This is a genomic window from Gallaecimonas aegicerasi (assembly GCF_045291545.1).
In the GTDB taxonomy this organism is placed as follows: Bacteria; Pseudomonadota; Gammaproteobacteria; order Enterobacterales; family Gallaecimonadaceae; genus Gallaecimonas.
Genome location: NZ_CP149514.1, coordinates 2078708 through 2092308, shown reverse-complemented (window position 1 = coordinate 2092308; position 13601 = coordinate 2078708). Strand labels below are relative to the sequence as shown.

The window sequence follows — 13601 nt, the reverse complement described above, 5'->3', positions numbered from 1 at the left end:
TCGGCCCTTCTCGCCGACCCATGTAGAAGCCCATGCAACGCAGCGATTTTCATTTTGAACTGCCTGAGCAGTTGATTGCCCGCCACCCCATGCCGGAGCGCAGTGCCAGCCGCCTACTGATGCTGGACGGCGCCACCGGGGCGCTGAACCATGGCCAGTTCACCGACCTGCTGACGCAAGTTGCCGCCGGCGACTTGCTGGTATTCAATAATACCCGGGTGATCCCGGCTCGGTTGTTTGGCCAAAAGGCCAGCGGTGGCAAGGTGGAAGTGTTGGTTGAACGGGTGCTGGATGACCGGCGGGTATTGGCCCATGTGCGTGCCTCCAAAGCACCCAAGGCCGGTGCTGAGCTACTTTTTGATGAAGGCGTTCAGGCCACTATGGTGGCCCGCCACGATGCGCTGTTTGAGCTGGTCTTTGCCATTGATGAGACGGTGATCAATCTCCTTGAGCGCATTGGCCATATGCCACTGCCGCCGTATATCGACCGTCCTGATGACGCTGAAGATAGAGAACGTTACCAGACAGTTTATAACCAGAAGCCGGGGGCGGTAGCGGCGCCTACGGCAGGTTTGCATTTTGATCAACCGCTGCTGGCAGCCCTGGCTGAAAAAGGCGTGGAAATGGCTTTTGTGACCCTGCATGTCGGCGCTGGTACCTTTCAGCCGGTTCGGGCTGACAATATCACTGAACACCAGATGCACAGCGAGTATGCCGAAGTGCCTGAAGAGGTGGTTGCTGCGGTACAAGCCTGTAAGGCCCGTGGTGGCCGGGTGATTGCGGTCGGCACCACGTCAGTACGCAGTCTGGAGTCTGCGGCAAAAGCCGGACAAGGCAGTTTGCAGCCGTTTTCGGGTGATACCGATATCTTTATCTACCCGGGCTATCGATTTGCGGTCGTTGATGCGCTGATCACCAATTTTCATTTGCCGGAAAGTACCTTGATCATGCTGGTCAGTGCTTTTGCTGGCTATCGCAATACCATGGCCGCCTACCGCGAAGCGGTGAACCAGCAATACCGTTTCTTTTCCTACGGTGATGCCATGTTTATTACTCAAAACCCCGACCCCGACGGGCCGGCAGCATAAGGCGTCGGACTGTTTTTCCGGCAGCCAGGAGCGTTGATGAAATACCAACTGATTACTACTGACGGCCAGGCCCGTCGCGGCCGTTTACAGTTTGCCCGGGGTACGGTGGAAACGCCGGCTTTTATGCCGGTTGGCACCTATGGCACGGTCAAAGGGATGACCCCGGAAGAAGTTGCCGATACCGGGGCGCAAATTCTCTTGGGTAACACCTTTCACCTTTGGTTGCGGCCAGGCCAGGATGTCATGCGCAAACATGGCGACCTGCATGATTTCATGCACTGGCAGGGGCCTATTCTGACCGACTCCGGTGGCTTTCAGGTATTTAGCCTCGGTGATATTCGCAAGATCACCGAAGCGGGCGTGCATTTTCGTAACCCCATCAATGGCGACAAAATTTTCCTCGATCCGGAAAAGTCCATGGAGATCCAGACTGATCTGGGCTCCGATATCGTAATGATTTTTGATGAGTGCACGCCCTATCCGGCCAGCCATGATGAGGCGCAAGCGTCCATGGAAATGAGCTTGCGCTGGGCGGCGCGGTCACGTCAGCGCTTTGATGAGCTGGAAAATCCCAATGCCTTGTTTGGCATTATCCAGGGCTCTGTTTATGAAGACCTGCGTGATGTTTCCATCAAGGGCCTAACAGACATCGGCTTTGACGGTTACGCGGTAGGCGGCCTGGCGGTGGGTGAGCCGAAAGAAGACATGCATCGCATTCTAAGCCATGTTAACCCGCAACTGCCCGCAGATAAGCCCCGTTATCTGATGGGGGTGGGTAAGCCCGAAGATCTGGTGGAAGGGGTGCGCCGCGGCATTGATATGTTTGACTGTGTCATGCCTACCCGCAATGCCCGTAACGGCCACCTGTTTGTGACCGACGGAGTGATTAAGATCCGTAATGCCAAACACCGTGATGATACCGGCCCGCTGGATGCAGATTGTGATTGCTATACCTGCAAGCATTATTCCCGGGCTTATCTGCATCACCTGGACCGTTGTAACGAAATCCTTGGCGCCCGCCTTAATACCATTCACAACCTGCGCTATTACCAGCGGGTGATGGAAGGTTTGCGGGGGGCTATTGAGCAAGGTAGATTAGACGACTTTGTACAAGATTTTTATTCCCGTAAAGGTATGGAAGTACCTTCACTGTAAAACCATCAGGAGAGTGTATGTCTTTCTTTATTAATTCTGCCCACGCGGCAACAGGTGCGCCGGGCCAGCAAGGTCCGGGACTAAGCGGGATCTTTGTGCTGGTCCTGATGGCGGTTTTCTTTTATTTCATTATTTACCGGCCACAAGCCAAGCGTGTCAAAGAACACAAAGCTCTGCTCGGTCAATTGAAAAAAGGGGATGAAGTGCTGACCAACGGTGGCCTGATTGGCCGGGTGAGCAAGGTTGAGGACGATAAGGACTTTATAGTTCTGGCCATTAACGACAGCACCGAAGTCACAGTGCAGAAGTCTGCTGTGCAGGCGGTACTGCCCAAGGGAACCATGAAGTCCCTGTAACAACACAACCACTAAATAAGAAGGAAGGCTGGTGTGTTAAACAAATACCCGCTGTGGAAATACCTGATGCTGATCGTGCTGGTCATCGTCGGGTTCCTGTACGCCGCTCCTAACCTTTATGGTGAGGACCCGGCGATTCAGGTTTCCGGGGTGCGCGAGACCGTCGTTAATAACGCAACCCTTGATAAGGTGCGTGACGTGCTCAAGTCCCACGACATTAAAGCCAAATCGGTCGCACTGGATAACGGCCAGTTACTGGCCCGTTTCACGGATACAGATACCCAACTGAAAGCGCAAGGAGTGCTTGATGCCGCCCTGGGTGAGCACTACTCAGTGGCACTGAACCTGGCGCCCTCCACCCCTGGCTGGCTGCGAGATATCAATGCTTCGCCAATGAAGCTGGGTCTGGACTTGCGCGGTGGTGTGCACTTCCTGATGGAAGTGGACATGGCCGAGGTCATGAAAAAAGCCGACGAACAGTTGCAATCTGACTTGCGTTCCAACCTGCGCGATAAAAATCTGCGTTACAGCAGCCTGCGCCAGGTCGGTCAGGGCAAAGTCAAGGTGACGCTTATCAACGATGACACCGCTGAAAAGGCCGATACCTATCTGCGTAGCGTGAGCCGTGACTATCGCATTGAGCGTGATGGTAACAGCCTGACGTTGACGCTGACCCCAGCCCGTATCAAGGAAATTAGCGAATACGCGCTGTCACAGAACATCACCATTATCCGTAACCGAGTCAATGAACTGGGGGTGGCTGAACCGCTGGTACAACGCCAGGGTAACGACCGCATTGTCGTGGAGCTGCCGGGTGTTCAGGATACGGCTCGCGCCAAGGAAATTCTCGGAGCTACGGCGTCACTGGAATTTCACCTGGTGGATACCCAGCATGATATAGGTGAAGCCCTGGCCGGCCATGTACCACCGGGTTCGGTGTTGTACAAGAGCCGTGACGGCCGTCCGGTACTGGCACAGAAGCGGGTTATGCTCTCGGGTGACCACATTCAGGATGCCCAGAGCGGCTTTGATGAATACCAGCGCCCGCAGGTATCCATCAAGCTGGACTCCATCGGCGGCGACAAAATGAGCCGGGCTACCAAAGACAATATTGGTAAGCCGATGGCCACGGTCTACATCGAGTACAAGCCGACCGGTAAAAAAGGCCCGGACGGCAAGCCGCAACTGAAGAAAGTGGAAGACGTTATTCAGGTCGCCACCATTCAGGCCCGCCTTGGTCGTAGTTTCCGCATTACCGGCATCAATACACCGCAAGAAGCCCACAATCTGGCGTTGTTGCTCCGTGCCGGTGCCTTGCTGGCGCCGATCCAGATTGTCGAGGAACGGACTGTCGGACCGTCGCTGGGTGCACAGAATATTCAGGACGGCTTTAGCGCGATGATTTACGGCTTTGTTGCCATCGTCATCTTCATGGCCATCTACTACCGTATATTCGGTCTGATCGCCGACTTGGCGCTGGTGATGAACGTGGTGTTGATTGTCGGCATCATGTCGCTGATACCCGGCGCCACCCTGACCTTGCCGGGTATTGCCGGTATCGTCCTTACGGTGGGGATGTCGGTGGATGCCAACGTACTGATATTTGAGCGGATACGTGAAGAAATTCGTGCTGGCACCAGTATTCAAAAAGCCATCCATCAGGGCTATAACAACGCGGTTTCGACCATTGCCGATGCCAACATCACCACCATGATCACGGCGTTGATCCTGTTCGGTATTGGTTCTGGCCCGGTGAAAGGCTTTGCCGTTACCCTGGCGATCGGCATCTTGACCTCCATGTTCACAGCCATTGTCGGTACCCGTGCTGTGGTCAACCTCATCTACGGCGGCCGCCGTGTTGAAAAGCTGTCTATTTAAGGAGGTCGAACGTGGAATTTTTTCGATTCAACCGTGATTTAAATTTCCTCAAGCTGCGCCTGCCAGCGGCATTGCTGTCGCTGCTGCTGGTCGGTTCATCCATCGGTATTCTGGTTTTTAAAGGCCTGAACTGGGGACTGGATTTTACTGGCGGGACGCTTATCGAGGTGAGCTTTGATAAGGCGGCGCAACTGGATGCCGTGCGTAAGGAGCTGGCGGACGGTGGTTTTGGCACGCCGGCAGTACAGTACTTTGGTACCAGCCGTGATGTGCTTATCCGCATGCCGCCACAAAGTGGTGCGGCGGCCAACAAACTGGGTGATCAGATCATTGCCAGCTTACGGGCCAATCAGGAAAACCCGGTTACCCTTAAGCGGATTGAGTTTGTCGGCCCCAGCGTTGGTAGCGAACTGGTGGAGCAAGGCGCTCTGGCCGTGTTTGTGGCACTGCTGTGTATTCTACTCTATGTGTCGATCCGCTTTGAGTGGAAGTTGGCCTTGGGGTCGGTTGTGGCTTTGTTTCACGACGTCACCATTACCCTGGGCTTTTTCTCGCTGCTGGGTATCGAGTTTGATCTGACGGTGCTGGCGGCGGTGTTGACGGTGATTGGTTACTCACTGAACGATACCATCGTGGTGTTTGACCGGATCCGCGAGAACTTTCGCAAGATCCGTAAAGGTACACCGGAAGACATTACCAATAACGCCCTGACTGCAACCCTAAGCCGGACCATCATGACCTCGGCCACCACCTTGTTCGTGGTAATTGCCATCTTCGTCAAAGGTGGCCCGGTCATCCACGCCTTTGCGGCGGCCTTGCTGATGGGGATCACGGTGGGGACTTATTCTTCCATCTATGTGGCTTCTGCGGTGGCACTGAAACTGGGCCTGAGCAAAGAAGACCTGATCCCACAGAAAGTGGAAAAGGAAGGGGCAGATCTCGACCCGCTGCCTTAAACACCGATACCACCATGATATAAAAAAGGGAGCCTCGGCTCCCTTTTTTATATCATGGTGGTATCGGTGGAACGTTGCCGGGCAAGTTCATCAAGCCAGCTGCGGTGCATGCGTTCAATATGCGCCAAGCGTTCGCTATTGATACGTTGATGGGTATTACTGAGGCTTTGCTCGATACCGGTCGCAAGCACATCATCACTGAGATAAACCGTCAGGTGTTCAATGTTGATGGTATTGCTGTTAGCCAGTAATACCATGCTGAGGATCAGGCTGTTCATGGTTGTGCTCCCGTTCTAGGCTCTCCTCTAGTCAAGTGCCAAACCCCCGACATATCCTTTTCCAACTGTCAGTAAATGTGTTTTTGCTTAATTAACAAGGAGTCCTCGATGCAACATAGCCCTGCTTTTCTGGCCCTGTGCGAAGCTGCCCGGGCCGAGGTGACCGAAGTGTCTCTCGAGCAACTGCGTCAGCAGCTTGGCGAGGGGAGTAAGGCGCTGCTGATCGATGTTCGTGAAGACCACGAGTGGTACAACGGCCATTTGCCGGGAGCCATTCATATGGGCCGCGGCATTATTGAACGAGATATTGAAAAACGTGTGCCTGAAAGGCATCGGCCTTTGTACCTGTATTGTGGCGGCGGCTATCGCTCTGCACTGGTGGCTGTCAATTTGGCGGCGATGGGTTATCAACAGGTCTTTTCGGTGGCAGGTGGCTATCGGGGCTGGATTGATAAAGGCTGGCCGGTAGCGATACCCGAAGATTAAAAAAGGCGCCTAAAAGGCGCCTTTTTTATCAGCGCCGCAGCGCTTCGGGCAGGTGCGGTTTGATGGTGCCCAGCAGGGCGGGCAACATCCGCGCCGGAGCAGCAACAATGTTACCGCTCTTGAAGTAGTCATGACCGCCGTTGAAGTCACTGACAATACCACCGGCTTCGCGCACAATCAGTTCGCCGGCGGCGATATCCCAAGGCTTCAGTCCCAGCTCAAAAAAGCCATCAATACGCCCGGCAGCAAGGTAACTCAGATCCAGAGCGGCCGAACCGGTGCGGCGCACATCGGCGGCTTTGTCGAATACAGCAGTGAAAATATTCATATAGCTGGCGTAATGCTGTTTCTGTTTAAACGGCAGGCCGGTGGCCAGCAAGGTGCCGTCCAACTCTTTGGCCTTGGTGACGCGGATACGCATGCCATTAAACTGGGCGCCCATGCCGCGGCTGGCAGAGAACAGTTCGTTACGGATTGGGTCAAATACCACGGCTTGCTCGGTGCGGCCTTTAACGCGCAGGGCAATGGAAACGCAGAAGTGGGGAATGCCACGTAGGAAGTTGGTGGTGCCGTCCAGTGGGTCGATGATCCACTGGAAGTCGCTGTCACCGTCGGCGCCGGATTCTTCACCGACGACGGCGTGATCCGGGTAGGAGCGGCGAATGGTTTCAATGATGAGACGCTCAGCCTCGCGATCAACATTGGTAACCCAGTCATGGGTACCCTTGGCTTCAGCTTCAACCCGCTCGGGTTGCTCGAAAGATTTAGCAATAAAATTGCCCGCGACACGCGCAGCGCGCACCGCAATATTCAGCATCGGATGCATAGCGACTCACCAATTGATAAAGAACGCCCAAATCTGGGGTGGCGGAGTCTAGCAAAGTCGGCCTGAAAAGAAAAGCCAGCCAAGGCGAAGAGGGCTGTGGTAAACTGCCGGCCTTTTCCGACCAAATCACTCAGGTAATGCTCGATAAGGTGCGTATTGTGCTGGTGGGAACGACCCATTCCGGCAATATCGGCTCGGTGGCCCGGGCCATGAAAACCATGGGCTTGTCCCGCCTGTATCTGGTGGCTCCCGAATGTGAGATTGACGGTCAGGCCAGTGCGCTGGCCGCCGGCGCCAGTACCGTGCTGCGTGACGCCATTACCGTGCCAACCCTGGCCGATGCCATTGGTGACTGTACCCTGGTTGCCGGCACCAGCGCTCGTTCCCGCACTCTGCCGTGGCCTATGCTCAGCCCACGGGAGCTGGGTGAGCAGGCGCTGGCTGAAAGCCCGCGCGGGGAGATTGCCGTGGTATTTGGCCGTGAACGCAGCGGCCTGACTAACGACGAATTACAGCAGTGCCATTACCACGTCAGCATTGATGCCAATCCGCAGTACAGTTCGCTGAATCTGGCCCAAGCTGTTCAGATAGCCTGCTACGAATTGCGTATGGCGCAGCTCAGTGGCGGTGCTGATGTGGACCATACCGACTATCCCAGTGCGGCAGCGATGGAGCAATTCTACCAACACCTGCAACAGGCCCTGGATCACTCCGGTTTTCTCATCAAGGCACATCAGGGCAAGGTCATGGAAAAACTGCGTTGCCTGTTTACCCGGGCGCGCCCGGACAGCCATGAGCTCAATACCCTGCGAGGGATCCTGTCTTCCATTTTGCGTTTGAAGCGAGACTGATATGGGGATCTGGCAAAGCATTAAAGACGATATCAACAGCGTCTTCGACCGCGATCCGGCGGCCCGCAATACGCTGGAGATCATGCTCACTTATCCGGGCCTGCATGCCATCTGGTGGCATCGTCTGGCGCACTGGTTGTGGCAGAAAAATGCCCGTTTTCTGGCGCGTTTGGTATCCAATGTCAGCCGCTTTCTGACCGGTATAGAAATTCATCCTGGCGCCCGTATTGGCCGGCGTTTTTTTATCGATCATGGCATGGGGGTGGTGATCGGTGAAACTGCGGAAATCGGCGATGACTGCACGCTTTATCACGGTGTTACGCTCGGTGGTACCAGCTGGCAGGCAGGCAAGCGCCACCCGACCCTGGGTAACGGCGTGGTGATCGGTGCCGGCGCAAAAGTGCTGGGGCCTTTAAACATCGGTGACAACGCCCGCATTGGTTCCAATGCCGTTGTGGTTAAAGACGTACCTGCCGGCGCCACCGCCATCGGTATTCCCGGTCGTATTGTTGCCCAGCAGGACTTCACTACCTCCGAACAGCGCCAGGCCATGGCGAAAAAATACGGCTTTGATGCCTACGCGGTGTCGCCGGACAACCCCGACCCGGTTTCTCGGGCTATTGGTTCGCTGCTCGACCACCTGCATATGGTTGACGGCAAGGTCAATGACATGTGCAAGGCCATTAACGATCTGGGCGGAGCGGTCTGTGACAAAAAGCTGCCCGAACTGGATTTGCAGGATTTTGCCGAAGATGAGCAGGCTGCGGCCAGCCAGCGCGAAGAGCCTGCAGAGGCTGATGATGCGGCGACAAAGAGCGCTCATAACGAACGTCAGTGAATACTTGACCAATTTACTCGGGTTTGGGACAATGCCCCTGAATTTATGAGGGCTGGATCACATAATGAGACTGACTTCCAAAGGCCGATATGCGGTAACCGCCATGCTGGATCTGGCGCTGCACGCCAGTGATGGCCCGGTATCGCTGGCTGACATCTCGGAGCGTCAGGGCATTTCCTTGTCCTACCTTGAACAGCTTTTTTCTCGGTTACGCCGCCAGGGCTTGGTCTCCAGCGTGCGTGGCCCCGGTGGCGGTTACCAGCTAGGCGAAAGTGCCAGCGCCATCAGTGTCGGCAAGGTCATTGCTGCGGTTGATGAATCGGTAGATGCCACCAAGTGCCAAGGTAAGGCTGACTGTCAGGGCGGCAATCAATGCCTGACCCACACCTTGTGGTCGAGTCTGAGCGATCAGATCAGCGACTTTCTCGCCGGCATTAGCTTGGCCGATCTGGTCGCCGGAAATAACGTTAAGAAGAGCGCAACACGTTCAGAGCAACGTGTGCAAGACAGCATAACCGTGCAATGCCAATGGTGAGTGTGGCGAGGCAGTAACGGAGAATCGAATGAAACTTCCAATCTACTTGGACTATGCGGCTACCACTCCGGTAGACCCGCGCATCGCTGAAAAAATGATGCAGTATCTGACTCTGGATGGTCAGTTCGGTAACCCGGCATCCCGGTCCCACCGGTTTGGCTGGCAGGCCGAAGAAGCGGTAGAGGAAGCCCGAGCCAACATCGCTGAATTGGTGGGCGCCGACCCGCGGGAAATCGTCTTTACATCCGGCGCCACCGAGTCAGACAACCTGGCCATCAAAGGTGCGGCCCATTTCTACCAGAAAAAGGGCAAGCACATCATCACCTCTAAAATCGAGCACAAAGCTGTGCTTGATACCTGCCGGCAGCTGGAGCGCGAAGGCTTTGAGGTGACATATCTGGAGCCGACCAGTGACGGTTTGCACCCCCTTGAGCAGATTGAAAATGCCATGCGTGATGACACTGTGCTGCTGTCCATCATGCACGTGAATAACGAGCTGGGTGTGGTGCAGGATATCGCCGCTATCGGTGAGCTGTGTCGCAGCAAAGGCGTGATTTTCCATGTCGATGCTGCCCAAAGCGCGGGCAAGCTACCGATTGATTTGAGCACCCTGAAAGTCGACCTGATGTCTTTTTCCGGGCACAAAATGTATGGCCCGAAAGGCATTGGCGCACTTTATGTACGCCGGAAGCCGCGCATTCGCCTGGAGGCGCAAATGCACGGTGGTGGCCACGAGCGCGGCATGCGTTCCGGCACCCTGGCCACTCACCAAATTGTTGGTATGGGTGAAGCGGCGCGTATCGCCAAAGAAGAAATGGCAGCCGAAGCGGCCCGTATTACGGCCCTGCGTGACAAACTCTGGGCCGGCGTACAGGACTTGGAAGAAGTTCACCTGAACGGCACCCTTGAACACCACGTCAGCGGCATCATCAACATCAGCTTCAATTTCGTTGAAGGTGAATCACTGATCATGGCCCTCAAAGATCTGGCGGTGTCGTCCGGTTCGGCCTGTACCTCAGCGAGCCTGGAACCGTCCTACGTGCTGCGGGCATTGGGCCGCAATGATGAGCTGGCACACAGCTCCATTCGTTTTTCTATCGGCCGCTTTACTACCGAAGACGAAATTGACTACGCCATCAGCTGTATCAAGGGGGCCATTGGCCGCCTGCGCGACATGTCGCCGCTGTGGGAAATGTACAAAGACGGCGTCGACCTCGAGAAGGTCGAGTGGGTCGCCCACTAAGCTTTAAGGAGCATCATCATGGCTTACAGTAACAAAGTTATCGATCACTACGAGAACCCCCGTAACGTCGGCTCCTTCGACAAGAATGATCCGAATGTGGCCACCGGTATGGTGGGGGCGCCAGCGTGCGGTGATGTAATGAAGCTGCAACTGAAAATCAACGACGACGGCATTATCGAAGATGCCAAGTTCAAGACTTATGGTTGTGGCAGTGCTATTGCCTCCAGCTCACTGGTTACCGAGTGGGTGAAAGGGAAATCCATCAGCGAGGCCGAAGGGCTGAAAAACACCGCCATTGCCGAAGAGTTGGCATTGCCGCCGGTGAAAATTCACTGCTCTATTCTGGCCGAGGATGCCATCAAGGCCGCCATCGCTGATTACAAGCAGAAGAAAGGGCAGGGCTGATGGCCATTTCCCTGACTGACACCGCTGCACACCGGGTAGCCAGCTTTCTTGCTAACCGCGGTAAAGGCATCGGCGTACGCCTGGGAGTACGCACCACCGGCTGTAGTGGCCTGGCGTATGTGCTGGAGTTTGTTGACGAAGCTAACCCGGATGACGAAGTCTTTGAAGACAAAGGCGTCAAGGTCGTTATTGATCAGAAAAGCCTGGTCTACCTGGATGGCACCGAGCTGGACTTCGTCAAAGAAGGCCTGAATGAAGGCTTCCAGTTCAACAACCCTAACACCAAGGGAGAGTGTGGCTGTGGCGAGTCCTTCACCGTCTAACCACTTCGCGCTTTTCGACCTGCCGGAAGCTTTTCAGCTCGACGGCCAGGAGCTGACCAGCCGCTACCGGCGGCTGGTAGCAGCCCTGCACCCGGACCGCTTTGCCGCCGGCTCTGAACAGGACCGGGCACGGGCACTGGCGAAAACATCATTGCTCAACGATGCCTATGAAACGCTGCGTCATGCCACGCGCCGGGCAGAATATCTGCTCAGCCTCAGTGGTATTGAACTGCGTGATGAAAGCCGGACACTCAAGGACACCGGCTTTTTGATGCAGCAGATGGAATGGCGAGAGGCGCTGGCGGAGATTGACGATGCTGACGGCATCGACCAGTTACGCAGCGATATCATTGCTGCCCGCCAACAACTGCATGATGAATTTGCCGCACTGCTGGGCCAGCAGGAACTGGACAGCGCTGCTGACACCGTCCGCAAGCTCAAGTTTGTAGACAAAATGCTCATCGAAATCGAGCGGCTGGAAGAATCCCTGCTCGACTACTGACACAGCGAAACAGCATGGCTTTATTACAGATCGCCGAACCCGGCCAGAGTACGGCGCCGCATCAGCATCGCCTGGCCGTAGGTATTGATTTAGGCACCACCAACTCACTGGTGGCCAGTGTCCGCAGCGGCACCGCCGTGACGCTGGCTGACCAACAGGACGGCGCTATTGTGCCCTCCTGCGTCTGGTACGGCCCGTCACAACGGCTGGTAGGCCAACAGGCCCGGCAGCAGGCAGCCACTGATCCTGCCAATACCGTGATTTCCGTTAAGCGTTTCATGGGCCGCTCGGTCGATGACATTCGTCAACGCTACCCAAAACTGCCATACCAATTCAGTGCTACGGAAAACGGCCTGCCGCGTATCGAAACCACTCAGGGGCCAAAAAACCCTATTGAAGTGTCGTCGCATATTCTTGGGGAACTGCGTAACCGTGCCGAAGCCGCCTTAGGGGGCGAGCTGATGGGGGCGGTGATCACCGTACCGGCCTATTTTGACGATGCTCAGCGCCAGGCCACCAAGGATGCCGCCGAGCTGGCGGGCCTGAAAGTGCTGCGGCTGCTTAATGAACCCACCGCCGCAGCGGTTGCCTACGGCCTCGACTCCGGCACCGAAGGCGTCATTGCCGTTTACGATCTCGGTGGTGGTACTTTCGACATTTCCATATTGCGTCTGTCCAAAGGGGTTTTTGAAGTGTTGGCCACCGGCGGTGATACCGCCCTTGGTGGTGATGACTTCGACCATGCCATTGTCGATTGGCTGCGCCAGCACTGGCAACTGGCCGACAAACTGGATGCGCTTAGCGAGCGGGCGTTGTTGTCTGCCGCCTGTACCGCCAAAGAAGCACTGTCTGATAAAGACAGCATCACCGTGGCAGTGACGCTGGATGGGCAGCCTTACCAGGCAGTGCTGAGCCGTGAGCAGTTTGCTGACTTGGTGGCACCGCTTATCAAGCGGACACTGCTGGCCTGTCGCCGGGCGGTACGTGATGCCGGCGTCGATGCCAGCGAGGTACAGGATGTGGTCATGGTCGGCGGCTCAACCCGGGTACCGGCAGTGCGCAGTGCCGTCGGTGACTTTTTTGACCGGACGCCGTTGACCAGTATCGACCCGGACCAAGTGGTAGCCCTTGGCGCCGCTATTCAGGCCGATCTGCTGGTGGGCAACAAACCCGACAGCGATCTGCTGCTGCTGGATGTGATCCCGCTGTCGCTGGGGCTGGAAACCATGGGCGGCCTGGTAGAAAAAATTGTGCCCCGCAACACCACTATTCCCGTGGCCCGGGCCCAGGAATTTACCACCTTCAAAGACGGTCAGACCGCCATGGCCATGCATGTGCTGCAAGGTGAGCGTGAGTTGGTTAAAGACTGTCGCAGCCTAGCGCGATTTGTACTGACAGACATTCCGCCCATGGCTGCCGGTGCCGCTCATATTCGGGTTACTTTCCAGGTGGATGCCGATGGCTTGCTGTCGGTTACGGCCATGGAAAAATCCACCGGCCATCAAACCCATATCGAGGTAAAGCCTTCCTACGGCCTTTCCGACAACGAAGTGGCGAATATGATTCAGGATGCCATGGCCCATGCCAAAGATGATATGGCGGCACGGATGCTGGCAGAGCAGCAGGTTGAAGCCCGGCGGGTGCTGGAAGCGGTTGCCTCGGCGCTGGCTGCCGATGGTGAGCGGCTGCTGAGCAATGCTGAACAAGAGCGCATCATCGCTGCCCTGGAGAGTTTGGATCGCCTGGCCAAAGGTGATGATGCCGACGCCATTAAAACCGCTATTGAAGCCGTCGATCAGGCTACTGAAGATTTTGCCGCCCGCCGCATGGATGACAGCATCCGCAAGGCCCTGGCTGGCCATAATGTAGACGAGGTATAAG

The 13601-nt window shown here is 55.9% G+C and carries 16 protein-coding genes; 14 read left to right on the top strand and 2 right to left on the bottom strand.

The genetic code is table 11. The features are described 5' to 3' along the window. Positions 1 to 32 precede the first annotated feature (32 nt). From queA to secF, 5 genes are read left to right on the top strand one after another with little or no spacing between them, the layout of a single operon-like run. Complete coding sequence (queA, locus tag WDB70_RS10305; RefSeq protein ID WP_406664011.1) at positions 33 to 1088, top strand: tRNA preQ1(34) S-adenosylmethionine ribosyltransferase-isomerase QueA; 1056 nt, start codon at positions 33 to 35, stop codon at positions 1086 to 1088. A 36-nt stretch (positions 1089 to 1124) separates the two neighbouring features. Further along, positions 1125 to 2243: a tRNA guanosine(34) transglycosylase Tgt gene (gene tgt, locus WDB70_RS10300; RefSeq protein WP_406664009.1), complete on the top strand. Its 1119-nt coding sequence runs from the start codon at positions 1125 to 1127 to the stop codon at positions 2241 to 2243. Between the two features lie 17 nt (positions 2244 to 2260). After that, positions 2261 to 2599: a preprotein translocase subunit YajC gene (yajC, locus tag WDB70_RS10295; RefSeq protein WP_406664007.1), complete on the top strand. Its 339-nt coding sequence runs from the start codon at positions 2261 to 2263 to the stop codon at positions 2597 to 2599. 33 nt (positions 2600 to 2632) lie between these two features. Further along, positions 2633 to 4477 (top strand): protein translocase subunit SecD, encoded by a 1845-nt coding sequence (gene secD, locus WDB70_RS10290; protein WP_406664005.1) that lies wholly within the window; start codon positions 2633 to 2635, stop codon positions 4475 to 4477. Positions 4478 to 4488: 11 nt separating this feature from the next. Further along, the gene (gene secF, locus WDB70_RS10285; protein ID WP_406664003.1) at positions 4489 to 5433 is read left to right on the top strand and encodes a protein translocase subunit SecF; all 945 of its coding nucleotides are present in this window, start codon (positions 4489 to 4491) and stop codon (positions 5431 to 5433) included. Between the two features lie 47 nt (positions 5434 to 5480). Here secF and WDB70_RS10280 read toward each other — a convergent pair whose 3' ends face one another. Next, the gene (locus tag WDB70_RS10280) at positions 5481 to 5711 is read right to left on the bottom strand and encodes a hypothetical protein (protein ID WP_406664001.1); all 231 of its coding nucleotides are present in this window, start codon (positions 5709 to 5711) and stop codon (positions 5481 to 5483) included. Positions 5712 to 5819: 108 nt separating this feature from the next. Between WDB70_RS10280 and WDB70_RS10275 the strand changes: the two genes are divergently transcribed. Further along, entirely contained in the window at positions 5820 to 6197 is a 378-nt protein-coding gene (locus WDB70_RS10275; RefSeq protein ID WP_406663999.1) for a rhodanese-like domain-containing protein, read from the top strand. A gap of 28 nt (positions 6198 to 6225) precedes the next feature. Here WDB70_RS10275 and suhB read toward each other — a convergent pair whose 3' ends face one another. Further along, positions 6226 to 7023 carry an inositol-1-monophosphatase gene (gene suhB, locus WDB70_RS10270; RefSeq protein WP_406663997.1) on the bottom strand — a complete coding sequence of 266 codons (798 nt, stop codon included), beginning with the start codon at positions 7021 to 7023 and terminating at the stop codon, positions 6226 to 6228. Positions 7024 to 7160: 137 nt separating this feature from the next. Here suhB and trmJ point away from each other — a divergent pair, with 137 nt between their 5' ends. From trmJ to hscA, 8 genes are all read left to right on the top strand, one after another. Further along, positions 7161 to 7874, top strand: coding sequence for a tRNA (cytosine(32)/uridine(32)-2'-O)-methyltransferase TrmJ (gene trmJ / locus WDB70_RS10265; protein WP_406668072.1), 714 nt, complete (start codon positions 7161 to 7163; stop codon positions 7872 to 7874). 1 nt (position 7875) lies between these two features. Then, positions 7876 to 8712, top strand: a complete 837-nt coding sequence (gene cysE / locus WDB70_RS10260; protein ID WP_406663995.1) for a serine O-acetyltransferase — start codon at positions 7876 to 7878, stop codon at positions 8710 to 8712. Positions 8713 to 8776: 64 nt separating this feature from the next. After that, positions 8777 to 9247: a Fe-S cluster assembly transcriptional regulator IscR gene (iscR, locus tag WDB70_RS10255; RefSeq protein ID WP_406663993.1), complete on the top strand. Its 471-nt coding sequence runs from the start codon at positions 8777 to 8779 to the stop codon at positions 9245 to 9247. A gap of 28 nt (positions 9248 to 9275) precedes the next feature. After that, on the top strand, positions 9276 to 10490 hold the full coding sequence (locus tag WDB70_RS10250) for an IscS subfamily cysteine desulfurase (protein ID WP_406663991.1): 1215 nt from the start codon (positions 9276 to 9278) through the stop codon (positions 10488 to 10490). Positions 10491 to 10508: 18 nt separating this feature from the next. Next, positions 10509 to 10895 (top strand): Fe-S cluster assembly scaffold IscU, encoded by a 387-nt coding sequence (gene iscU, locus WDB70_RS10245; protein ID WP_406663989.1) that lies wholly within the window; start codon positions 10509 to 10511, stop codon positions 10893 to 10895. Further along, complete coding sequence (iscA, locus tag WDB70_RS10240; RefSeq protein ID WP_406663987.1) at positions 10895 to 11218, top strand: iron-sulfur cluster assembly protein IscA; 324 nt, start codon at positions 10895 to 10897, stop codon at positions 11216 to 11218. The genes iscU and iscA overlap by 1 nt, the downstream gene beginning before the upstream one ends. Further along, positions 11196 to 11720: a Fe-S protein assembly co-chaperone HscB gene (gene hscB / locus WDB70_RS10235; protein ID WP_406663985.1), complete on the top strand. Its 525-nt coding sequence runs from the start codon at positions 11196 to 11198 to the stop codon at positions 11718 to 11720. The genes iscA and hscB overlap by 23 nt, the downstream gene beginning before the upstream one ends. Before the next feature lie 14 nt (positions 11721 to 11734). Further along, positions 11735 to 13600, top strand: a complete 1866-nt coding sequence (gene hscA / locus WDB70_RS10230; protein ID WP_406663983.1) for a Fe-S protein assembly chaperone HscA — start codon at positions 11735 to 11737, stop codon at positions 13598 to 13600. The last annotated feature ends 1 nt before the right edge of the window (position 13601 follow it).